Raw genomic sequence first — 22,110 nt, forward strand, 5'->3', positions numbered from 1 at the left:
CCCTTTTTTTAATTCAATTAATTTAGCATTTCTAGAAACAGAACAATGCAGCATATAGAAAAGAGAGTTATTGAACTCATCGCGGAAAAAATTGCAGATCGCGAGGATTTGTTTATCGTCAGTGTGAAGATGCGCCCAAATAAAATTCTCGAGATTCTTTTGGACGGAGATAATGGTGTGAATATTGATGATTGCGCACAGGTGAGCCGTCATGTTGGTTTCCACTTGGAGGAGGAAAATGTAATTGATGATGCTTACCGTTTAGAGGTTTCATCTCCAGGTATTGATGCTAATTTTGTTAATATCCGACAGTATCAAAAGAATATAGGTCGTACAGTTCAGGTAAAGTTGAACGATAATACAAAAGTTGAAGGTACATTATTGACCGTAGACGAGATGAAGATCAATGTTCTTCAAAAGATAAAAGAAAAAGGTAAAAAAGCACAAGAGGTAGAAAAAGAACTTCCTTTTGATCAAATAAAAGCAACAAAAGTGGTAATTTCATTTTAATAATAATGAGTAACAGCAACATCAATCTGATAGACTCTTTTCAAGAGTTTAAGGAGTTTAAGAATATCGATAGACCTACTGTTATTACAGTATTGGAAGAGGTTTTTCGTAGTATGATCCGTCGTCGTTTTGGTACGGATGAAAATGTGGATGTTATCGTGAATCCAGATAACGGAGATTTGGAGATTTGGAGGACGCGTGTCGTTGTTGAAGATGAGTTTTCAGAAGATGATGACCTTGAAATCGAATTAGCGGAAGCTAGAAAGCATGATGAAGATTTGGAAGTAGGTGATGATTTTATTGAACAGATCACATTGGAAAGCTTTGGTCGTCGTGCAATTTTAGCGGCACGTCAGACGCTTGTATCTAAGGTTTTGGAATTGGAAAAAGACGAGGTCTTTAAGAAATATAAAGATAGAGAAGGAGAGTTGGTCATTGGTGAGGTCTATCAGATTTGGAAAAAGGAGATCTTGGTATTGGATGAAGACGGGAATGAATTAATTCTTCCTAAATCAGAGCAAATCCCAGCTGACTATTTCAAAAAGGGAGATGGCATTCGCGCAGTTGTGCATAAAGTAGATATGATGAATAATAATCCGAAGATTATTATTTCACGTACTGCACCTGCGTTCTTACAACGTTTATTTGAACTTGAGGTTCCTGAGATTTTCGATGGTTTGATTACGATCAAGAAAATCGTTCGTGAGCCAGGGGAAAGAGCAAAGGTTGCTGTTGAGTCTTATGACGATCGTATTGATCCTGTAGGAGCTTGTGTTGGTATGAAGGGGTCTCGTATTCATGGTATCGTTCGTGAGCTGCGTAATGAGAATATTGATGTAATTAATTTTACAACAAATCATTCGTTGTACATCGCTCGTGCTTTGAGCCCTGCAAGAATTAGCTCAATCAAAATCGATGAAGAAAATAAGACTGCGGCTGTATATTTAAAATCGGATCAAGTTTCTTTAGCCATTGGACGTGGGGGACATAATATTAAATTGGCTGGTAAATTGACTGGTTATGAAATTGATGTTTATCGCGAAAATGACGAGTTTGATGAAGATGTCGATATCGAAGAATTCAGCGATGAGATTGAAAGCTGGGTTATTGATGAATTGAAACGTGTCGGCTTGGATTCAGCGAAGTCGGTGTTGTCTCTTAGCGAGGAAGAGCTGGTTAGACGTACCGATTTGGAAGAGGATACTGTTCGTGAGATTGTACGTATTTTACAAGCTGAATTTGAATAAAATTCAGCTCGTTAATTTTTTTCTATCTAACATTCGGAATAAATTGTTTATGGATGGAAAAAAACATATTTTTGTAATTATATTAAAATAGTTTATATTATAGATGACTGAAGGAAAAGGAACAAACTTGCTTAAAGCAGCAAAGGAACTCAACATCGGGATACATACCGCCGTGGAATGTTTAGTGAAAAAAGGATATGATGTAGAAGCAAAGCCTAACACTAAATTGAGCGGAGAGATGTATGGTGTGCTGTTAAAAGAGTTTCAGGGAGACAAATCACTGAAAGATGAAGCTAAACAAATTGTGATTGGCAAAATTCGTCGTGAGGAGTCGCCGTCCTCTTCTCCTAAGGAATCATCTAAGAATGAGGATTTCGAAGATCATGATGAATCCAAGGAAATCTTGGTCAAGAATACAGTAGAAATCCCTTCTGTTAAGGAAACTACTCCTGCAAAAGTGGAGGAGCCCGTTCATCAAGGTGGTATGAAGGTGGTTGGTAAGATTGATCTTGACGCATTGAATAGAGGCGGAAGTAAGGTCAAGAAGGAAGAACTGTTAAGGAGGAACCAAAAACCATTAAAGAAACGCCTGTAGAGGCTAAAGCTGAAGCTAAGGTGGAAGAAAAGAAGGAAGCCGAAGTCAAAGCGCCTATTGTTGAAGCGAAAAAAGAAGAACCAAAGGTTATTGAAAAGAAGCCGGAAGTTGTTGTACCAAAAGCTGAAATAGAAAAACCCGAAGTAAATAAAACTGAAGTAAAAGCAACTCCGGTTGTAGAGACAAAAACTGAACCTGTGAAGGTAGAAGACAAGAAAAAAGAAGAAACAGCGCCGAAAGCTGTGCCAGTAACTCCAATAGTGGAGCCTGCGAAAAAACAAGGAGATGAAATTATTTCTGCTCGTGCGGAAAGATTGACAGGTCCTAAAGTCATTGGTAAAATTGAATTACCATCTGCTAGACCTTCCCACAAACCAGTGGCTTCATCTTCAAATGCTGGAAATAATAATGAGAAACGTAAGCGTAAGCGTACGAATCCAAATGGTCCAGTAAACCCAAATGCGGGGCAAGGTCAAGGTCATAATAATCAAAACCGTGGACCGCGCGATGGTAACAATCCCAACAACCGGGACCAACAAGGAGGTAACCGAGGTGGGAATCATGGTCCTAACAACAACCCGAACAATCGTCAAGGGCAAAACAACAACCAACACCCAGGTAGACCGGGACAAGGAGGTAACAACCAACACTCAGGTAGACCAGGACAAGGTACGAGACCGCAACACGGTAATCGTTTTGACAATAGAGGTAAGGGAAGACCTGTTGAGAATAAGGAAGAACCTACTGAAAAGGAAATCCAAGATCAAATCAAAGCAACACTTGCTCGTTTGAGTGGTGCAGGTAAATCTGGTAAATTTGCGCAACGTGCCAAATTGAGACGTCAGAAACGTGATGATGTTGCTCAACATGCGGAAGAAGCTGCAATGGAGCAAGAAATGATGGCAAAAGTATTGCGTGTTACAGAGTTCGTAACTGCAAACGAATTAGCTAATTTGATGGACGTTCAGGTAACCCAAATTATTGCAACGTGTATGAGTTTGGGTATGTTCGTGTCAATTAATCAGCGTTTAGATGCGGAAACTTTAACCATTGTAGCGGATGAATTTGGTTATCAGGTAGAGTTTATCAAACCTGAGGATGAGGAGACTGCTGAATTGGAAGAACCGGATACAGAAGAGAACTTGATTTCAAGAGCGCCTATTGTAACGGTCATGGGACACGTCGACCATGGTAAGACCTCTTTACTGGATTATATCCGTAAGGCGAACGTTACTTCTGGTGAGGCGGGTGGTATCACCCAACATATCGGTGCATACGCGGTGAAATTGGAGGATGGTCGGAAGATCACTTTCTTGGATACTCCTGGTCACGAGGCTTTTACAGCGATGCGTGCCCGTGGTGCCAAAGTAACAGATATTGTTATTATTGTTATCGCAGCTGACGACGCCGTCATGCCGCAAACAAAAGAAGCGATCAACCACGCGCAGGCAGCAGGAGTTCCAATCGTATTTGCATTTACTAAAGTAGATAAACCGGGAGCAAATCCTGATAGAATCCGTGAGCAGCTTTCTGCGATGAATATCTTAGTTGAAGACTGGGGCGGTAAGTTCCAAGCGCAAGAGATTTCAGCAAAAACGGGGGAAAATGTTGACCTATTATTAGAGAAAGTTCTATTGGAAGCTGAGATGTTAGATCTAAAAGCTGATCCGAAAAAACGTGCTGTTGGTTCAGTAATTGAAGCAGCTTTGGATAAAGGTCGTGGTATCGTGACAACGGTGTTGATACAAAGTGGTACATTACGTGTTGGAGACCCTATTTTAGCGGGATCGCATTCAGGTAAGGTGAAGGCTTTGACTAATGAAAGAGGTGAACGTGTTAAAGAGGCGGGACCTTCTGTTCCAGTGCAAATCTTGGGTATGGCCGGCGCACCAACAGCAGGGGATAAGCTTTATGTTCTTGAAAGCGAGTCTGAAGCTAGAACTGTAGCTAACAAACGTCTTCAGTTACAACGCGAGCAAGGCATGCGTGCAACTAAACATATTACCTTGGATGAAATCGGTCGTCGTTTGGCTATCGGTAACTTTAAAGAACTTAATATTATCGTTAAAGGTGATGTGGACGGTTCTATTGAAGCATTATCAGATTCATTATTGAAATTGTCTACTGACGAAATTCAGGTTAATATCATTCACAAATCAGTGGGTGCAATCTCTGAATCAGATGTATTGTTAGCTTCTGCTTCCGATGCGATTATCATAGGTTTCCAAGTACGTCCAACACAAAACGCACGTAAGTTGGCAGAGAACGAGCAAATTGATGTACGTTTATATTCGATCATCTATGATGCGATTGATGAAATCAAGTCTGCGATGGAGGGTATGTTGGCGCCGAAATTTGAAGAGAAAATCGTTGCTGAGGTTGAAATCAGAGAAACCTTCAAAATTTCTAAAGTGGGTACGATTGCCGGATGTATGGTTAAAGAAGGTAAGATCAATAGAAATAATGATATCCGCATAATCAGAGATGGTGTTGTAATTCATACTGGTAAACTGGCATCGTTGAAACGTTTAAAGACGATGTGAAAGAAGTTTCAATGGGTTATGAATGTGGTTTGAATATTGACCGTTTTAATGATATTCAAGTAGGAGATATTGTTGAAGCTTACGAACAAGTTGAAGTGAACGTAAATTGTAATCACTTAGTGATACACTAATAAAACAGAAAGCGGCATTGATTTAATCAATGCCGCTTTCTGTTTTAACGTTCGTATAGTTCTATTGGAACCTGATCAGGATCAAAGAAGAATGTAAAGCGTTTATTTGTTAACTCGTCTATTCTGATCCCTTCATGTGATACACCTGCTTTTTCGAGCTTATTTAATTCTAGGTCGAGATTATCGACTTCGAATGCAAGATGTCTTAAACCGGCAGCTTCTGGAAAGCTGAGCCGATTAGGCGGTGATGGGAACGAAAAAAGTTCTATAATGTAATGATCGTTGAGTTTGAGGTCCAGTTTGTAGGAATCACGTTCCACACGATAGTATTCTCTAGCAATCTCTAGGCCCAGTATGCCCGTATAGAATTTCTTTGAACGCTCGTAATTGCTGCATATAATGGCAATATGATGTATCTTGTTGAGGTTTAATTTCATCTTTCAATACTTATCTCATGGCATTTGTTATATCTTTTGTTCGTTTAGGATATGGAGCATATACAGACTATTTTACCATGTCTCTCCTATTATTTTGCTCTTTCATATTGTTTAGGCCAAGGAACCTCAGCGTCTAATTCTTTGGCAAAATGTAATGGAAGGTGTGGATCATCAAGAAATCCCCGTGCGATTAAGATTAAATCTGCTTGCTTTCGCGTAATGATCTCGGATGCTTCAATAGCAGTTTTAATTAAACCTACAGTGGCAACGTTATTCTTGGTATTCTCCTTAATAGCGGTGGCGAAAGGGAGCTGATATGCTGGTCCTACATCTATTTTTTGATAGGAGACCAATCCTCCACTTGAAACATCAATCAGGTCTACCCCCAATGCATATAGCTGTTGTGATAAGGCTATGGATTGCTTTAAGTCCCATCCGGCTTCGGCCCAGTCAGTTGCTGAAATACGTACCCATAAACTTTGGCTTGTTATTTCTTGTTTTACTCTTTTCACAATTTCAATAAGAAAGCGTATTCTATTTTCAAAGATCCCGCCGAAAATGTCTTTTCGTAAGTTGCTCAGTGGTGAAAGAAATTGATGGATCAGATATCCATGTGCTGCATGGAGTTCAATAATTTCATAGCCGGCTTGGATTGCTCTTTTCGTCGCTGTTCCAAATTGTTCAATCAGATTTTCAATGGCGGAAACATCAAGTTCCTGTGGTTCATAATCTCCTGCATGGAAAGCTATTGCAGATGGAGCAACTGTTTGCCAGCCCTGAGGGTCCGTTGGTGAAAATTGATTCCTGCCAAGCCAAGGTTTATTGCTGCTTGCTTTGCGGCCTGCATGGGCAAGTTGTATGCCGGGTATGGAATTATTTGCTTTAATGAACCCGGTTATTTCTTTTAATTTTTCGATATGCTGGTCGTCCCATAAACCAAGGTCTCCATCACTGATTCGACCGTCAGGGCTAACTGCTGTTGCTTCTTGTATTACTGCTGCAGCTCCGCCGATTGCAAATTGGCCCAAATGAACCAAATGCCAGTTATTTGCAAAACCATCTTTTGCCGAGTATTGACACATTGGGGATACAACCAAACGATTTTTCAATTGTAAATTTCCGATGTTTACTGATGAAAATAATTGACTCATAATTGCTTGTTTATAGAAGATAGGACCAATGAAAGCTCCTATCTTAATCAATTTCTTTGTATCATAAAAGAAAGCTATTAAAAGGGCTGTATTTGACCCTGATGAATAGCTATTCGATTATTAGGGATTTGTAGACCATAAAGAAGCTGATTTTAACATGGCTCTTCTTGGTAGTTTTAAATTAGCAATGATCAGCTCCGCGAAATCTTCAGGCTGAAGAACTTTTTCTGGATCACCATCGGTAAGTCCAAGATCTTTGGACATATCCGAGGCAATCGTACTAGGCATAAGTGTACATACCCGAATATTGTTTTTCCGTACTTCCCGCATTAAAGAATCGGCGAAGCCGATGACGCCCAAACTTTGATGCACTATAAGCGGAAGTGGTGGCTGCGCCATTTAATCCGGCAGTCGAAGATACCATAATGATATCGCCTTGATTTTTTTCAATCAGTTGCGGAAGAATAGTCTTTGTAACAAAATATGTACCCAGGAGATTCGTTTGAATGATCGATGTCCAATCGGCAACATCCATGTCGAGCACAGTGGAAAACGATGCTACTCCCGCATTGTTAACTAATATGTCAAAGCTACCGAAGGTATTTTTCAATCGCTCGACCTCCTCCTGTACTGCACTATAATTTGATACGTCAAAGACGGCATAAGTGACCTCAGTGCCCAGCTCGGCAAGTTCCGTGGCCGTATCCTTTAAAGCAGCTTCATTTCTACCGGTAATCGCGATATGAACACCTTCTTTCGCTAATGCATAGGCAATCGCTTTCCCCAATCCTCGCGCACCACCCGTAATTAAGGCTCTTTTTCCTGTTATATTTTCCATAATATAAAAATAGGCATGATCTTTTTTATTCCTGTCAGATGATCCTAAAAAAGGCAATTTATTTTGCCTTTTTTAGGATATTTTCGATAATGGGGTAAGTATTGTTGCGTATGTCTTCAAATTGGTCCACATGACGCCATTCTGCTTTTGTGATATCTTCTGCAGTTTGCGGAATCAATTTAGGGACTTTGTTGACTCCCATTTCATACCAGTTCGTTGCTTTTAAGACGAATTCTCCATTTCGCAAAAAATAGGTATGGTATGATGTGGTGATTTTTTTTCCTAAGTAGTTGATTTTGATGCCACATTCCTCTTCAACTTCGCGTACAGCTGCTTCCCGCATTTTTTCATTTTCTTCCACTTTACCTTTCGGAAGATCCCATCTTCCTAATCGGTAGATAAAAAGATAGTCTCCATCACCATTTTTCACCAGCCCACCTGCAGCTTTAATGAGCTTAATTTTATTTTTTAAGTTTTGAAATACGGTTTCAAAATCCTTGTTGATGTAGAGATATGTTTTTGGAACTTTATCAATTTCAGATTGTTTGAAAAGTTTTTGGAGGTCAATCTCTTGAAAACTAATTGTTTGTGGGTTTTTGATTTTCGATGGAACAAAATCTGCTAAAATTAGCACGGTTTCGTTCATATAAATTTTATAAATTTGCGCCATGAATAATTTAAATGAGGTTGAACAAAAAGTTGCTGAATCCTTATTGCAAATTAAAGCAATAAAATTGCAACCTAAAAGTCCTTTTACATGGGCGTCGGGTTGGAAGTCTCCAATTTACTGTGATAACCGTATCACTTTATCTCATCCTGCGATTCGTACATACATTCGTCAAAAGCTTTCTAAGCTTATTCAAGAAGAGTTTGGATCAGTGGATATGATTTCTGGAGTTGCTACGGCAGGTATTCCACAAGGCGTTTTGGTAGCACAGGATTTGGGACTACCATTTTCTTATGTCAGAAGCTCAGCTAAGGATCATGGTCGTCAGAATTTAATTGAAGGTGAAGTAGTTAGCGGTCAACGCGTAGTTGTAATTGAAGATCTAATTTCGACAGGTAAGAGTAGTTTAGTGGCTGTAAAGGCGTTACGTGAGGCTGGCTGCAATGTTGTTGGCTTGGTCTCTATTTTTACTTATGGATTGCAACAAGCTACTGATAATTTTGCTGATGCAAAATGTCCTTATTTCAGTCTATGTAATTATGATGCTTTGATTCAGGTCGCTGCTGAAAATAGTTATGTATTGGAAGAGGATATTGAGATCTTGAAAAAGTGGCGATTGAACCCGGCTACTTGGGGCGACAATTTTCAATAAAGAGGATTAATTTATCGTTATGACTACTATTCAGAACACAACAGAAATCAACAAAAATGTCGGCGAGGTGTATGCGTTTTTGGCGGATCTCAACAATCATGAGCAGTTGATGCCTGAAAATATCTACAATTGGTCTTCGACTACGGACGAGGCGCGATTTACAATACAGAATATGGCAAAATTGGCTCTTCGCGTAGAAGAGCGTGTTGAGAATCATCTTATTAAGTTGACTCCTTTAGAGAAGGCACCTTTTGACGTAACTCTTCGTTGGGAATTGCAAGTTATTGCTGATACAGTGACAAAGGCAACCTTTATCATAGATGCTGATCTCAACATGATGATGAAAATGATCGCTTCTGGGCCGCTTCAAAAATTGGTTGACTTTCAGGTCAACAAATTAAAAGAAAAGCTAGGGTAGGTTGGTTCATAGCGAATATAAAAAAAGCTCGATTAGTAATAATCGAGCTTTTTTTATGCTAGTCTTTCATTGACTTTTTTCCAATTCACAACATTCCACCAATTTTTAATATAATCAGCTCTTTTGTTTTGATAGTGCAGGTAATAAGCATGCTCCCATACATCAAGACCTAAAATGGGAATACCTTTTACCTCTGCAACATCCATTAAAGGATTGTCTTGGTTTGGAGTAGAGCTAATTTTTAAGTTACCTGAGTCATCCAAAATCAACCAGGCCCATCCCGAACCGAATCGTGAGGTTGCTGCAGCTGCAAACTGTTCTTTGAATTTGTCTAGAGAACCAAATGTCTTATTGATCATAGTCAATAATTTTTCGGATGGCTGGCTCGGCTTATCGGACAGACTTTCCCAAAAAAAGTTATGGTTCCAGGCTCCTCCAGCATTATTCCTTGCTTTTGGAGAGTACTTAGATATGTTTGCTAGAAGTTGCTCCTCTGAGGCTTCTTTGATGTTTTCAGCAAGAATGGCTTCGTTAACGGCATTAATATAGGCCATATGGTGCTTTGTATAGTGGATTTCCATCGTCAACGCATCAATATTAGGTTCCAAAGCGGCATAACTGAATGGTAATTTTACTTGGGAAAACTTTAAGGTAGCGGCATGTAATTCAGTAGCTTTCGCGGAAGCAATATCTTGTAATATTGATCCAGATACAGCGATGCCTAGCGTAGCTTTTGCTGCATTTTGAAGGAAGTTTCTGCGTGTTTGCATATAATCTTATTGTGATTAGTTTTGATATAAATATAACGTGAAATTTTGCAAATATTGTCCAAGAATTGTCTGTTAATTGTAATACAACAAAATTGTTATAAATTCATCTGTAGAGCAGCATGCTTTGTTTCGAATTTTGATGTACGGTAATTTTGCTACCCCTAATTTCTATTGTTTTAAAGGCATTTCATGGCAGTTATAGGACAGGTTGGCTAAAGAATTATAATTGTTTATAAAATCAAATTTAGCTAAGTTTGATCTATGTATACATTAAGGATTTCAAAAATCATCCCCCAACCTAATAATAACCTTACTTTTCAGCTTGAGTCTATAGCAGGAGACTATCCTTCCTATAAAGCTGGGCAGTTTATTACGCTTTCTTTTGTGTTTGGTGACCGTGAGGTACGTCGTTCTTATTCTTTTAATAGTTCGCCGGATAATAATGAGCCCTTAAGCATCACTGTTAAGCGTGTCGAAAATGGGGAAATATCTCGACTGCTCCACCATACTATTGTGGAGGGGGATATCGTCAACGCGATGGAACCTCAGGGTTTGTTTGTATATGAACCTGAACCGGAAAAGATTCGGACCTTATTTTTGTTTGCTGCTGGAATTGGCATCACACCCTTGTACGCTATTCTCAAAACAGCGCTTCTTGCGGAAAGTAAGTCTAAAATAGTGTTAATTTACAGTAATAGTACGCTGGAATTAACACCGTTTCGATCCGAATTGGAGGGTTGGGCAGACCGATTTCCTGATCGTTTAACAATTGTGTGGATTTACTCCAATAGTAAAAACTTGATGAAGGCCAGGTTGAATAGAGATTATATACATGCTATTGTTAACGATCATTTGTTTGGAAATAAGGAAGATGCCTTGTTTTATACCTGCGGTCCTGTGATTTATATGGATCTATGTCGTTTTACCCTTTTGGGGATGGGATTTGATTCCAATCAGATAAAACGAGAGACATTTCTATTGCCCCAAAATGAAGAGGATGATGATGACGAGACCGAAAAGGAAGTTGATACAACGACCTATGCTATCGAATTATATTTTCAAGGTAAAACCTATAATCTTGAAGTGCCATATAACAAATCTATTTTGGACATCGGGCTGGAACATAAAATTAAGTTGCCGTATTCTTGTAAATCCGGTATGTGTAAGTACCTGTATTTCACAGTGTACAAGAGGTAAAGTAAGAATGGATTATAATGAGGTTTTAACAGATCGCGAAGTTGAACAAGGAAGGATACTTTTGTGCACGGGGCATCCGGTAGAAATGAATACGGCTATTGAAGTATTATAATTTAACATCTGTATTTAATCCGAAAATACAGTGTGTTGTTATAGGGCGTTATAGCTATTTAAAATTGCATATACACGTAAATTTACCTAAGTTTGAATATAACCGTTTTATAGCTAACTATTATGGGAAAATTACTCTGGAGCCCAACAGAAGAGCAAAAATCTCTAGCTGAGATCAATAAGTTTAAACAATATGTGGAGAATGAGCATGGCTTATTCTTTCCATCCTATCAGGACCTTTGGGCATGGTCAACGACGGAACTGGCTAATTTTTGGAAGAGTATAGCCGCCTATTTTAATTTAAAATTTCATTCAGCTCCTACAAACATTGTCGAGTTACCGGCAGATTCCACAAGCTTTATTGGGACAAAGTGGTTTAGTGGGGCTACTTTGAATTATGCTGAACACGTATTTCGGAACACAACGGAAAAGCGTCCTGCATTAATCTTTCAATCTGAACAGCATGCTAAAAGAGAGGTGTCATGGACTGAGTTGGAATCCATGGTTCTCAAACTCCAAGTCTATTTGAAAGAATTAGGTGTACAAAGTGGAGATCGTGTAGCTGGTGTATTGATTAATGGCATCGAAGCAGTTGCGTTATTTTTGGCTGCTAATTCCATCGGTGCGGTTTGGTCCTGTTGTTCGCCCGACTTTGGGGAGGCAAGTATTCAGGAACGTTTTGAGCAGATTGAACCCAAAGTACTCTTCGCAAATTCCAGTTATTACTATAATGGACGTCTTTTTGAAAAGGCGGAAAGTATTCAGCAACTTTCGCAGCGGCTACCATCATTAGTGGCTTGTGTTTTGATTGATGATCCTATTTGGGAAGAGATTCTGAAAAAGGATCTTACACAAGTTAAGCTCCAATTTACGGCAATGCCTTTTGATGCTCCAATATGGATTTTGTATTCTTCGGGAACTACCGGGAAGCCTAAAGCCATTACACATGGAGTTGGTGGTATGCTGCTGGAACATATGAAAGCACTTGGACTGCATCAAAATGTGCAAGACGGCGATCGATTTATGTGGTATTCTACTACAGGATGGATGATGTGGAATTATGCGCTTTCGGCCCTTTTAATGGGAAATACATTGTGTATATATGATGGAGCTACGAATTATCCCGACAAATTGAGTTTATGGAGGTTTGCACAAGAAAGTAAGGTGGATCATTTTGGCGTTGGGGCTGCTTATCTCATCTCCTGTCAAGATCAAGATTTAAAATCCATGGCTTATCAGCCGAAAACAATAGGGTCAACAGGCTCACCACTTCCGCCAGATGTGTTTGAATGGCTAAATGTACAGTTTCCAAAAAGTCAAATTGTCTCATTAAGTGGTGGTACAGACGTTTGCAGCGCCTTTCTTTCGGGGTGCACTTTGCGTGATGTTTATGCAGGAGAGATTCAATGCCGCACCTTAGGAGCTAAGATAGAAGCATTTGATGAGAATGGTCATCCACTTTATGGGGAGGTTGGAGAACTCGTTATTTTAGCTCCCATGCCCTGCATGCCCATCTATTTTTGGAACGATGGGGCGAATAAAAAATACTTCGATAGTTATTTTGATAAATATAGCGGTGTTTGGAGTCATGGTGACTGGATTAAGATTACTGACCATGATGGAGTAATTATGTACGGGCGTTCAGATGCAACTCTGAACCGTGGCGGCGTACGTATTGGTACTGCGGAGATCTATAATGTTTTAAATAGAACCGAGGGGGTCTTGGATAGTTTGGTTATTTGCGTAGATCATGAAAATGGATCATCTGATATGTTGCTTTTTGTTCAATTGGACACTGGCTTATTGAATGACATGTTAAAAAGTGAGATTAAACGGGTGCTTCGGCTGCAATATAGTCCGCGACATGTGCCTGACGATATTTTTCAAGTAGCGGCTATTCCTTATATGTTAAGCGGCAAAAAACTGGAGCTGCCTATTAAGAAAATCTTTTCGGGGATACCCGTAGAAAAAGCGGTGTCAGTAGACATTATGCGGAATCGAGAATCTTTGTTGGACTTTGAAGCGATTAGCAAAATCTGGAGAAGATCCTAAATATAGCTATAAAATAGCTAATTTAAAAACCCCTCAGATGACGAAGTTTGCCGTTTGAGGGGTTTTCGAATTTAACTTTACTCCACTCAGACCTGTATAACACCTACATTATACCGGTCTAAGATAGGTTTTTCGTTGGCAGCTTCAATTCCCATGCTGATAACTTTTCGTGTTTCTTCAGGTGCTATAATTCCATCAACCCATAGTCTCGCAGCAGCGTAATATGGGCTCAATTGCTCGTTGTACCGGTCTTCGATGGATTTAAGGAGGTCGTTTTTCTCTTCTTCATTAATTTCTTGACCTTTGGCCTTTAAAGCTGATTCTTGGATTTGAAACAGTGTTTTGCCTGCTGCGGCACCGCTCATGACTGCCATTTGGGCGGTAGGCCAAGCGTAGATTAGTCGTGGGTCATACGCTTTTCCACACATTGCATAATTTCCTGCGCCATAACTGTTTCCGACAATAAATGTAAATTTTGGGACTACGGAGTTGGCCATTGCATTGACCATTTTTGCGCCGTCTTTGATAATCCCCCCTTGTTCAGATCGGCTCCCTACCATAAAACCAGTGACGTCCTGAAAAAAAACAAGTGGAATGCGCTGCTGGTTGCAATTCATGATGAAGCGCGCCGCCTTATCTGCTGAATCACTATAGATAACCCCGCCCATCTGCATTTCCATGGTGTTGCCAGGTTTTTTGGCTTTAATGATCTCGCGTTGATTAGCAACGATCCCGACAGCCCAGCCATCTATGCGGGCGAGGCCGCATACAATGGTTTTTTCCATAATCTGGCTTGTATTCTTCTAAAGTCTCTGCGTCTACAATTGCATTCAGGATATCCTGCATGCGATAAGGTTTTGTCCTGTCTTCGGGAAGAATCTCTACTATTTTACTCGGATCAGTTTTTGGGGGTAGGCTTATCTTTCTGTCGAAATTAGCTTTTAGATTTCCACCGATTTTATCGATAACATTTTTTATAGCATCTAAACAACTTTGGTCGTCGGGAAATTTATTGTCTGTTACGCCGGATATCTCCGAATGGGTAGAAGCTCCGCCGAGTGTTTCTGCATCTACAGTTTCACCTATCGCAGATTTGACCAAGTAAGGGCCTGCTAAAAATACAGATCCCGTTCCTTCGACGATAAAGGCGTAGTCGGACATAATAGGTAAATAAGCGCCACCTGCTACGCAACTTCCCATAATTGCTGCAATTTGAGGTATTCCCATGGAGGACATTCGGGCATTGTTACGGAATATACGTCCAAAATGTTCTTTGTCCGGAAAGATTTCATCTTGTAGCGGTAAAAATACACCGGCGGAATCTACTAAATAGATAATTGGCAAGTTGTTTTCCATAGCAATTTCTTGTGCGCGTAGATTTTTCTTGGCAGAAATTGGGAACCATGCCCCAGCTTTGACAGTCGCGTCGTTGGAGACAATGACGCATAGTTTGGATTTTACATAACCCAGTACCGCTGCGCATCCTGCGTTTATGCATCCACCATGTTCTTTGTACATTCCTTCGCCGGCAAACATGCCTATTTCAAGATACTCACGGTCTGGGTCCAGTAGATATTCTATTCTTTCCCAGGCTGACATTTTGCCTTTTCTTTCAGTTTTTTTATTTTATCGATGCCGCCACCGAATTTTAAATTTTCTCTTTTTTGGCGAAGTAATGCGAGTAGCTCCTTCATAATTTATAATCTTGGTTTTAAAAACTGTTAAATTAAGAATTTCTTATTTTTAGATAAATTTAAAATAAAATTTTAAAATATTTGCAATTTTATTCCTAAATATTTTGATATATTTGAATTGAATTACCGATTGTAAATTTAATATTCATGCTTATGTTTATTGAAAATAAACAACAAATGGATATGATCAGACAAAGTGCACGAGATTTTGCACAGTATCATATCAAACCTTATGTGATGGAATGGGACGAAGCCCAAATATTTCCAATAGAAGTTTTTAAAAAGTTAGGCGAACACGGTTTTATGGGAGTAATCGTTCCTGAAGAATATGGCGGATCAGGGCTCGGGTATCAGGAATACATCACCGTTTTGGATGAAATCTCCAAGGTATTGTGGTTCAATCGGACTTTCTGTGGCGGCGCATAATTCCTTGTGCACAAATCATATATTAAGCTTTGCCAGTGAAGAACAGAAGAAACGTTATCTTCCAAAGTTGCGACAGCTGAATGGATCGGTGCCTGGGGGCTTACAGAAACCGGTTCCGGTTCTGACGCCGGTGGAATGACGACATTTGCGGAGAGAGATGGTGATCATTACGTGTTAAATGGTTCTAAAAATTTTATCACGCATGCCATCAGTTCTAGTGTTGCTGTCGTTATTGCACGAACTGGGGCTAAGGGGGATAAAAAAGGGATGTCGGCTTTCATTGTTGAGAAAGGTACACCTGGATTTACTGCGGGAAAGAAAGAAAATAAATTGGGGATGCGTGCCTCAGAAACTGCCTGTCTTTTTTTTGATAATTGTCGGATTCATCGGGATCAACTCATCGGTGAGGAAGGACAGGGCTTTGTACAGGCTTTAAAATTATTGGATGGCGGACGTATTTCGATTGCGGCACTTTCTTTGGGTATTGCCCGCGGAGCTTACGAGTGTGCGCTGAAATATGCACACGAGCGTGAGCAATTTGGGAAAAAGATTTACGAATTTCAGGCAGTTTCTTTTGCACTTGCAGATATGGCTACACAAGTAGAGGCAAGCGAATTGTTAACGAGGCAGGCGGGCTATTTAAAGGATCATGGGGACCGTGTTTCTAAAATTGGAGCGATGGCTAAACTTTATGCGTCGGAGGCTGCTGTTAGTGTCTCGAATGAATCTGTGCAGATCTTTGGTGGTTATGGATTTACAAAGGACTATCCTGCCGAGAAGTTTTTTAGAGATGCTAAACTATGTACCATAGGTGAAGGGACTTCAAGTATTCAGAAAATGGTGATCGCCAGAGAGATTGAGAAAGATATTTTATAGCATATGATGAGGGATCAAGTTGTATTGGTTGATTGCCCAAGAGACGCTGTTCAAGGGCTTCATAACTTTATTGAGACAGATAAGAAAATTAAACATATCAATACGTTAATCGAAAGTGAGCTGTTTGATGTTATTGATTTTGGATCTTTCGTTTCGCCGAAAGCAGTTCCGCAGTTGGCGGATACAAAAGCAGTCCTGGAAGGAATCAGAAAGAATGAAAAAGTGAAGTTATTGGCGATTGTCGCCAATCTTCGGGGAGTAGAAGAAGCCGTTCTAGAGGAAAAAATCGACTTTTTAGGGTATCCATTTTCAATATCGGAAACATTTCAACGTCGAAATACCAATATGGGCTTGGCGGCTTCTTATCAGCAAGTAAAAGAAATGAAACTTTTGGCAGACGCTAATCATAAATCTTTAGTTATTTATATTAGCATGGCTTTTGGGAACCCATACAAGGATCCGTGGTCCCCACTTTTGGTAGAAGAATGGATTGGGAAATTATACGATCTGGGTATCCGGGAATTTTCTTTGGCAGACACAACTTCAGAAGCCGATGCGAATCAGATTTCAGCATTATTCACTTTTGTTAAAGCCAGTTTTCCAAAACTGGAAATAGGTGCACATTTTCATGCGAGGCAAGCGGAGAGTCTTGCTAAGATTGAAGCCGCTTATCTCGCAGGTTGCCGTAAATTTGAAGGCGCATTGCTTGGTTATGGCGGTTGTCCATTTGCAAAAGATGATTTGGTTGGCAATATACCTTCAGAACTCTTGTTGCGTTATTTTGGACGAGGAACTGATGCTGAAATACTCGGATTGGAGCATAGCTTCAGGCAAATGATTTTGTAGGGATTTTTGAGATGGAAAAACTGAATTTTATAAAGGTGCACGTTGAGCAGCATGTGTTCAATTTGACGCTAGCTCGTTCGGATAAAAGAAATGCTTTTAGTCCGACTATGGTGAACGAAATTGCCTATGCATTGAATCTGGCGAATAGCAATCCCGATATTCGTTTAGTACAAATAGAGGCTGAAGGTCCGGTGTTCTGTGCGGGTATGGATCTTAAAGCTTTTGAGGATCCTACAGTAGATATTGGTAATCCGGCAATTCCAAAGGTTGAAAAGTCTTTGGCAGAAATATTTGCCTGTTTAGATAAGCCTTCAATCTGTGTTGTTAGGGGAGATGTTATTGCAGGTGGTTTTTTGATTGCATTATCTTGCACTTATTTGTTTGCACTGCCACATGTACGTTTTTCTTTGCCAGAAGTAAAAATCGGACTCTTTCCATTTCAGGTGTTGGCCTTGCTAATGGAATATATGCCTGAAAGAAAAGCGATGGATCTTTGTATCAGGGGAGATTCTTTTTCTGCGGGAGATGCGCTGGATAAGGGTATTCTGTCCGGAATTTTGGATGTTGAAGAAACTGCCTTGGTTGAATTGAGAGAAACTATTCTTAAAAATGCTCCTTTGGCTATATCGAGAGGTTTTGTTGCACTGCGAAGGCTAAAAGAGCAAGATTATGATGATAAGTATAACTTTCTCTTAGAGAGCTTGGCAGATTTGCGTAAAACCAATGATTTCAAGGAGGGAATGGATGCCATGCGTAATAAAAGAAAAGCCAACTGGAAAAATAGCTAATTAAAATGATCGAAAACTCGGTCTGCTTGTCAAGGGAGAGAATTCCCAAGGAATAGAACTAAGGATAATCAGTAAAGCTAGTCCAAACCAGATTAATAATGTTTTAAAACGTCGATCGTTTGTATCGGCGTTTTTGCTTTTATGGGCACCCAATGTCAGGCAAATTGCAGCCATAATCATCATGCTACTGTGCTCCATACTGAAGAAGCGAATTTGCCTCAGGTGGACTGCTTCGTCGAAATGTCGTAGGAAGTACTGTGTGATGGGGCTCAGTATATAGAGATTAATACCTAAAACTAGCTGAATATAGAAAGAAATAACCGTGGTTTTTACAAGAAATTGATCGATAGGGGAGAATAGAAGCTGCTGTTTTTTCTTATAAAAAAAGGTTGAAAGACTAATTGCTAGTATAATCAGTACTTCCCATCTCCATAAAGAATGCATCGCTAGAATGAAGGGATAAATGTAATTCATCATGAAAACAAAGATGGTAATAAAATAGATTTAAAGCTATTTTAAACTATACCAGCTTATAGAATAGATGCTGGTTTTTCATTAATTGTCTACGTCTTCTGATCAAAGGACTTGTATTTATATGTATTTTTACTTTATATAAGTACTTTATTGTTTTGGTTATTAGGTTGCTTTGTGTTGTTTTTAACTCTTGGTTAATGCTGTTGTTATGTGTAATTCGCCGTTTATCTATCAGGCGGAGAATAACGATTAGCTGGACCAAATAGGCCGTCCAAATGATCGAGAACGAAGGTATTCGCTTGTGAATAACTAATGATCGTCTGTATGCTTTATTTTTAGTTGTTTTTAGCCTCTCTGAGGTGATGTTTGTCATTCCCGAAGGGTTTGTGTGGTTTTGATTTGTTTTAGCTGAGAATGCGGCTATTTCGGGTTTTTGAAGGTGGTTGCGATTTGCGTGTTGTTTTTAAGGATAATGCACATCGATAAAAATGATGTTTTATTCGATTACGAATTTCATAATTTATTATAATAACAATTTGTTTATCATAGTATTATGTTTATTATATAAATTGAATGTATATGTTTTATTATGTCCGATCTGTGCTATTAAATTAAAATAATGCCTGAGCGTAAGCAAAGCTCTGCCTGTGTTTTTTTTTAAAATGTTTTTGGAATTATACAAAATCCGTTTCTATATTAGTGTATTAATTAAATAATACAGTAGTATGGTTACTATCCAAAATCTAAATTTCAGCTATAGTAAATCATGGCCCCTTTTTCTTCATATGGATCTTGAATTGAAGCAGGGGCATATCTATGGCCTATTGGGAAAGAATGGTGCTGGCAAATCAACTTTGCTTAAGAATATTGCCGGTTTGGTATATCCTGTTTCGGGGCAAGTTGATGTGTTGGGGCATAACCCTAATCGAAGGGAACCTTCCTTGTTAAGGGAGATTAGTTTTATTCCGGAAGAGTTTTATCTCCCTGCCGTAAAATCAGAACAGTTTCTGAAGGCTAATGCAGGGTTTTACCCCAACTTCGATCAGGTATATTTTGATCAGCTTATTCGTGAGTTCGATATTCCCATTGAGCAAAAATTAGCAAACATGAGTTATGGACAGAAAAAGAAATATATTATTTCTTTCGGTTTAGCGTCTAACACAAAAGTGATCATCATGGATGAGCCAACGAATGGTTTGGATATTCCTTCTAAGGTTCAGTTTCGAAAGATCATGGCTTCTGCCATTACTGATGATCGATGTGTAATTATCTCCACACATCAGGTGCGTGATCTGGATAATCTTATTGATGCTGTTATTTTACTTGATGATCATAAGGTTGCACTCAACGCTCCGATGCATGTGATTACTGATCGCTTATGCTTTAAAAAAGTAAGAGAGTTGCCTTTGGATACACTTTATTCCGAAGAAGGAGTAGGCGGTTTTAATGTTATTCTTCCAAACTCGGCGGCAGAAGATTCGAAACTGGATTTGGAGTTGCTATTTAATGCAGTGTTACAGTGCAAGGAAAAAATTACGGACCTTATTAAACATGATGAATATGTCAAATCTATTTAATGCTACGCGTTTTTTTGGACTGATTCGAAGACAATGGATTGGTTTTGGGCGAATTTATCTGATGTCAATAGGGATTATTGCCGGGGTAATTTTTGGTTTTTATGCAGTTAATTTGGGATCAAATTATGATGATATCAAAAAGAATATTGTTTATTCGTTGCTAAATTTCAGAGCACCGTTGTTTTGTATCTTGGGACTCTTTTTTGTAACGGTTATCTCGAGCAGTTATTTTGCTGATTTAGGGAAGAAGACCCGGGCGATTTTTGAGCTGATGATTCCAGCGTCACAATTGGAAAAGTTTCTGGTCAGCTTATTCTATACGGTTGTCGTGAGTATTGGTTCATATTTATTGGTCTTTTATTTGATCGATTTGGCATTTGTTTCTTATTTGAGGAGCGTTGGTTCTGTGGTTGTAAATGAAGTACAGCCATCAGGAGAGACGGTCAGTGTGGATCTATGGCAGTACTTTTTCAAGGTTCAATACCCTGAACCGGCTTATTATTTTTGTTTTGTACCAATTCTTCTGAATGCAATTTTCTTACTTGGTGGGATCGTCTACCAAAACTATCAATATGTAAAGACGGCTATTTTTCTTGTGCTTTACTGTGTAGTTTGGATGTGTCTTTTTGTTTACTTAATGAAGACTCAGACCCAGGATACCGTAGGTACAATGGATAATAACTATTGGTCTGATTCAAATCATATTTTTGCATTGATCGGCGCTGTAGGAGTGTTGCTTGCCATAATGATTTGGGCGGTTGCTTTTTTAAGGTTGAAAGAAAAGGAGATTTAATATGGAGTTCAATGCAAATAAAGCCATTTACCTTCAGATTGCTGAGTACGTATGTGATCATATTTTGCTAGCGACCTGGAAAGTGGATGAAAAACTCCCCTCAGTAAGGGAATTGGCAGTTCAGATGGAGGTTAACCCCAATACTGTTATGCGGACCTATGATATGTTGCAGCAGAAAGAAATTATAGCTAATAAGCGCGGGATCGGTTTTTTTCTGACACAAGAATCGGTGAAGAATGTGAAGTTATATAGAAAGGCAATTTTTCTAGAAGAAGATCTTCCCTTGTTTTTTCGTAATATTTATTTATTGGAAATCGGTCTGGATGAGTTAGAGCAACGTTATAGACGGTTTGTAAGTCAGAATTTTAATCAAAATGAGTCATGAAATTAAGTACAAAAATAATAATGGGATTAGCAATAGGCTTATTCGCGGTTCCGATGCTTGTCGCGTCCTACCTTGTTCGTATAAATCGAGTGGATGCGAAAAAATATAATGCTGATGTTGAGCAGGAGGTATCCAAGCCAGGTGCAAAGGATGTTTATTACCGGTCGTTCCCCTTGGCAGCTTTCGATAAGCTTTATATTGTAGGTACCAATGCAAGGGGTGTAGGGTTGTATTGGGTGAAAAGCGATAAGTTTATGGTTAAAGTTAATAAAAGTCAAGCCGACTTTGTGAAAGCGAATGTCGATCAATCTGGCAATCTTACCTTAGATCTTTTATCAGGAGGAGACGGGGGGTATAATTCAATCTATATTTTTTCACCTGATCTTAGGGTTTTAAAATTAAAAAATGCGGGTATTAACGAGTTGTCCGCCAGGTTGAACGAATTGACTGTCGTAGGTGATAGCGTTGAGGTATTTTCCCTTGCGGAGAAATCCGTTATAAATACATTGAATCTGAACCTGACAAATTCCACTATTGATGATCTTGGCGGGACGGACAGTAAGGGGAATTCTCTTGTCGGTCGTTTATTTGTTAACACAACGAATAGTGTTTTGGGACTTCCGCGTACGAATTATCAAAGTGCAGATATTGTGGCAAACAATTCAGAAGTTTATTTCAATAGGAAGGGACCTGAAGCCAAAGTAGGTCTTCTGAATATCAAAACTGAAGGAAAATCATCTGTCCGTTTAGATAGTTTGCAATGGGGAACATTGAACGGGAATCTATCCAATGATACTAAAATAGATTTGCCTGTCCATGCATTGCGATCATTGATTAAGTAAGGTTTAATTGGTGGATGTTGCAGTCGATCGTTAATAGTAGAGATCGGTATTTTCTGAAAAGGTCAAAATTCCATAGTGGGGTTTTGACCT

General features: G+C 39.3%; 23 protein-coding genes and 1 pseudogene. 15 read left to right on the forward strand and 9 right to left on the reverse strand.

The annotated features are described in order from the left end of the window. Nucleotides 1–45 precede the first annotated feature (45 nt). The 4 genes from rimP to infB all read left to right on the forward strand — a co-directional run bounded on the left by rimP (nt 46) and on the right by infB (nt 4,895). Nucleotides 46–510, forward strand: a complete 465-nt coding sequence (gene rimP, locus DTA23_RS22740) for a ribosome assembly cofactor RimP (protein WP_075993376.1) — start codon at nt 46–48, stop codon at nt 508–510. Nucleotides 511–515: 5 nt separating this feature from the next. Continuing rightward, nucleotides 516–1,757, forward strand: coding sequence for a transcription termination factor NusA (gene nusA, locus DTA23_RS22745; protein WP_070567754.1), 1,242 nt, complete (start codon nt 516–518; stop codon nt 1,755–1,757). Between the two features lie 103 nt (nt 1,758–1,860). Beyond that, the gene (locus tag DTA23_RS30945) at nt 1,861–2,352 is read left to right on the forward strand and encodes a hypothetical protein (RefSeq protein WP_440591187.1); all 492 of its coding nucleotides are present in this window, start codon (nt 1,861–1,863) and stop codon (nt 2,350–2,352) included. A gap of 20 nt (nt 2,353–2,372) precedes the next feature. Beyond that, entirely contained in the window at nt 2,373–4,895 is a 2,523-nt protein-coding gene (infB, locus tag DTA23_RS22750; RefSeq protein ID WP_440591188.1) for a translation initiation factor IF-2, read from the forward strand. 175 nt (nt 4,896–5,070) lie between these two features. Here the strand turns inward: infB and gloA2 are convergent, their stop codons facing one another. The 5 genes from gloA2 to DTA23_RS22770 form a co-directional block, all read right to left on the reverse strand. Next, nucleotides 5,071–5,463 (reverse strand): SMU1112c/YaeR family gloxylase I-like metalloprotein, encoded by a 393-nt coding sequence (gene gloA2 / locus DTA23_RS22755; RefSeq protein WP_112376127.1) that lies wholly within the window; start codon nt 5,461–5,463, stop codon nt 5,071–5,073. Nucleotides 5,464–5,552: 89 nt separating this feature from the next. Beyond that, nucleotides 5,553–6,614 carry an NADH:flavin oxidoreductase/NADH oxidase gene (locus tag DTA23_RS22760; RefSeq protein ID WP_112376567.1) on the reverse strand — a complete coding sequence of 354 codons (1,062 nt, stop codon included), beginning with the start codon at nt 6,612–6,614 and terminating at the stop codon, nt 5,553–5,555. A gap of 120 nt (nt 6,615–6,734) precedes the next feature. Continuing rightward, complete coding sequence (locus DTA23_RS29735) at nt 6,735–6,902, reverse strand: SDR family oxidoreductase (protein ID WP_256604621.1); 168 nt, start codon at nt 6,900–6,902, stop codon at nt 6,735–6,737. Then, on the reverse strand, nt 6,895–7,452 hold the full coding sequence (locus DTA23_RS22765; protein ID WP_256604622.1) for an SDR family NAD(P)-dependent oxidoreductase: 558 nt from the start codon (nt 7,450–7,452) through the stop codon (nt 6,895–6,897). Before DTA23_RS22765 ends, DTA23_RS29735 begins: the two co-directional genes overlap by 8 nt. 58 nt (nt 7,453–7,510) lie before the next feature. Next, a complete protein-coding gene (locus DTA23_RS22770; RefSeq protein WP_239468839.1) occupies nt 7,511–8,098 on the reverse strand; it encodes an NUDIX domain-containing protein in 588 nt (195 codons plus the stop codon). A gap of 22 nt (nt 8,099–8,120) precedes the next feature. Here DTA23_RS22770 and pyrE point away from each other — a divergent pair, with 22 nt between their 5' ends. Further along, nucleotides 8,121–8,771: an orotate phosphoribosyltransferase gene (gene pyrE / locus DTA23_RS22775; protein ID WP_070567741.1), complete on the forward strand. Its 651-nt coding sequence runs from the start codon at nt 8,121–8,123 to the stop codon at nt 8,769–8,771. A 19-nt stretch (nt 8,772–8,790) separates the two neighbouring features. After that, nucleotides 8,791–9,189: an SRPBCC family protein gene (locus tag DTA23_RS22780; RefSeq protein ID WP_070567739.1), complete on the forward strand. Its 399-nt coding sequence runs from the start codon at nt 8,791–8,793 to the stop codon at nt 9,187–9,189. 53 nt (nt 9,190–9,242) lie between these two features. Here DTA23_RS22780 and DTA23_RS22785 read toward each other — a convergent pair whose 3' ends face one another. Next, nucleotides 9,243–9,959 carry a superoxide dismutase gene (locus tag DTA23_RS22785; RefSeq protein WP_112376129.1) on the reverse strand — a complete coding sequence of 239 codons (717 nt, stop codon included), beginning with the start codon at nt 9,957–9,959 and terminating at the stop codon, nt 9,243–9,245. Nucleotides 9,960–10,220: 261 nt separating this feature from the next. Between DTA23_RS22785 and DTA23_RS22790 the strand changes: the two genes are divergently transcribed. Together DTA23_RS22790 and DTA23_RS22795 are read left to right on the forward strand one after the other, a co-directional pair. Beyond that, on the forward strand, nt 10,221–11,156 hold the full coding sequence (locus DTA23_RS22790) for a ferredoxin--NADP reductase (protein WP_256604623.1): 936 nt from the start codon (nt 10,221–10,223) through the stop codon (nt 11,154–11,156). A 234-nt stretch (nt 11,157–11,390) separates the two neighbouring features. Then, a complete protein-coding gene (locus tag DTA23_RS22795) occupies nt 11,391–13,319 on the forward strand; it encodes an acetoacetate--CoA ligase (RefSeq protein ID WP_112376130.1) in 1,929 nt (642 codons plus the stop codon). An 86-nt stretch (nt 13,320–13,405) separates the two neighbouring features. On the opposite strand, the gene DTA23_RS29740 is transcribed toward DTA23_RS22795, so the two are convergent. Both DTA23_RS29740 and DTA23_RS29745 read right to left on the reverse strand, forming a co-directional pair. Next, a complete protein-coding gene (locus DTA23_RS29740) occupies nt 13,406–14,104 on the reverse strand; it encodes a carboxyl transferase domain-containing protein (protein WP_256604624.1) in 699 nt (232 codons plus the stop codon). After that, on the reverse strand, nt 14,040–14,918 hold the full coding sequence (locus DTA23_RS29745) for a carboxyl transferase domain-containing protein (RefSeq protein WP_256604625.1): 879 nt from the start codon (nt 14,916–14,918) through the stop codon (nt 14,040–14,042). Before DTA23_RS29745 ends, DTA23_RS29740 begins: the two co-directional genes overlap by 65 nt. Nucleotides 14,919–15,166: 248 nt before the next feature. On the opposite strand from DTA23_RS29745, the pseudogene DTA23_RS22805 reads away from it, so the two are divergent. The 3 genes and pseudogenes from DTA23_RS22805 to DTA23_RS22815 all read left to right on the forward strand — a co-directional run bounded on the left by DTA23_RS22805 (nt 15,167) and on the right by DTA23_RS22815 (nt 17,949). Beyond that, a pseudogene (locus DTA23_RS22805) lies at nt 15,167–16,315 on the forward strand (acyl-CoA dehydrogenase family protein). Nucleotides 16,316–16,318: 3 nt separating this feature from the next. Beyond that, a complete protein-coding gene (locus DTA23_RS22810; protein ID WP_112376131.1) occupies nt 16,319–17,161 on the forward strand; it encodes a hydroxymethylglutaryl-CoA lyase-like TIM-barrel protein in 843 nt (280 codons plus the stop codon). A gap of 11 nt (nt 17,162–17,172) precedes the next feature. Next, a complete protein-coding gene (locus tag DTA23_RS22815) occupies nt 17,173–17,949 on the forward strand; it encodes an enoyl-CoA hydratase/isomerase family protein (RefSeq protein WP_070567727.1) in 777 nt (258 codons plus the stop codon). On the opposite strand, the gene DTA23_RS22820 is transcribed toward DTA23_RS22815, so the two are convergent. Next, complete coding sequence (locus DTA23_RS22820; RefSeq protein ID WP_083296033.1) at nt 17,950–18,426, reverse strand: hypothetical protein; 477 nt, start codon at nt 18,424–18,426, stop codon at nt 17,950–17,952. 722 nt (nt 18,427–19,148) lie between these two features. Here DTA23_RS22820 and DTA23_RS22825 point away from each other — a divergent pair. From DTA23_RS22825 to DTA23_RS22840, 4 genes are read left to right on the forward strand one after another with little or no spacing between them, the layout of a single operon-like run. Then, nucleotides 19,149–20,000 carry an ABC transporter ATP-binding protein gene (locus DTA23_RS22825; RefSeq protein WP_112376132.1) on the forward strand — a complete coding sequence of 284 codons (852 nt, stop codon included), beginning with the start codon at nt 19,149–19,151 and terminating at the stop codon, nt 19,998–20,000. Then, the gene (locus DTA23_RS22830) at nt 19,984–20,793 is read left to right on the forward strand and encodes a hypothetical protein (RefSeq protein WP_146753185.1); all 810 of its coding nucleotides are present in this window, start codon (nt 19,984–19,986) and stop codon (nt 20,791–20,793) included. The genes DTA23_RS22825 and DTA23_RS22830 overlap by 17 nt, the downstream gene beginning before the upstream one ends. 1 nt (nt 20,794) lies before the next feature. Beyond that, entirely contained in the window at nt 20,795–21,178 is a 384-nt protein-coding gene (locus DTA23_RS22835) for a GntR family transcriptional regulator (protein WP_070567719.1), read from the forward strand. Then, on the forward strand, nt 21,175–22,020 hold the full coding sequence (locus DTA23_RS22840) for a hypothetical protein (protein WP_112376134.1): 846 nt from the start codon (nt 21,175–21,177) through the stop codon (nt 22,018–22,020). The genes DTA23_RS22835 and DTA23_RS22840 overlap by 4 nt, the downstream gene beginning before the upstream one ends. Nucleotides 22,021–22,110 lie beyond the last annotated feature (90 nt).

This window comes from Sphingobacterium multivorum (assembly GCF_900457465.1).
Classification (GTDB): Bacteria; Bacteroidota; Bacteroidia; order Sphingobacteriales; family Sphingobacteriaceae; genus Sphingobacterium; species Sphingobacterium multivorum.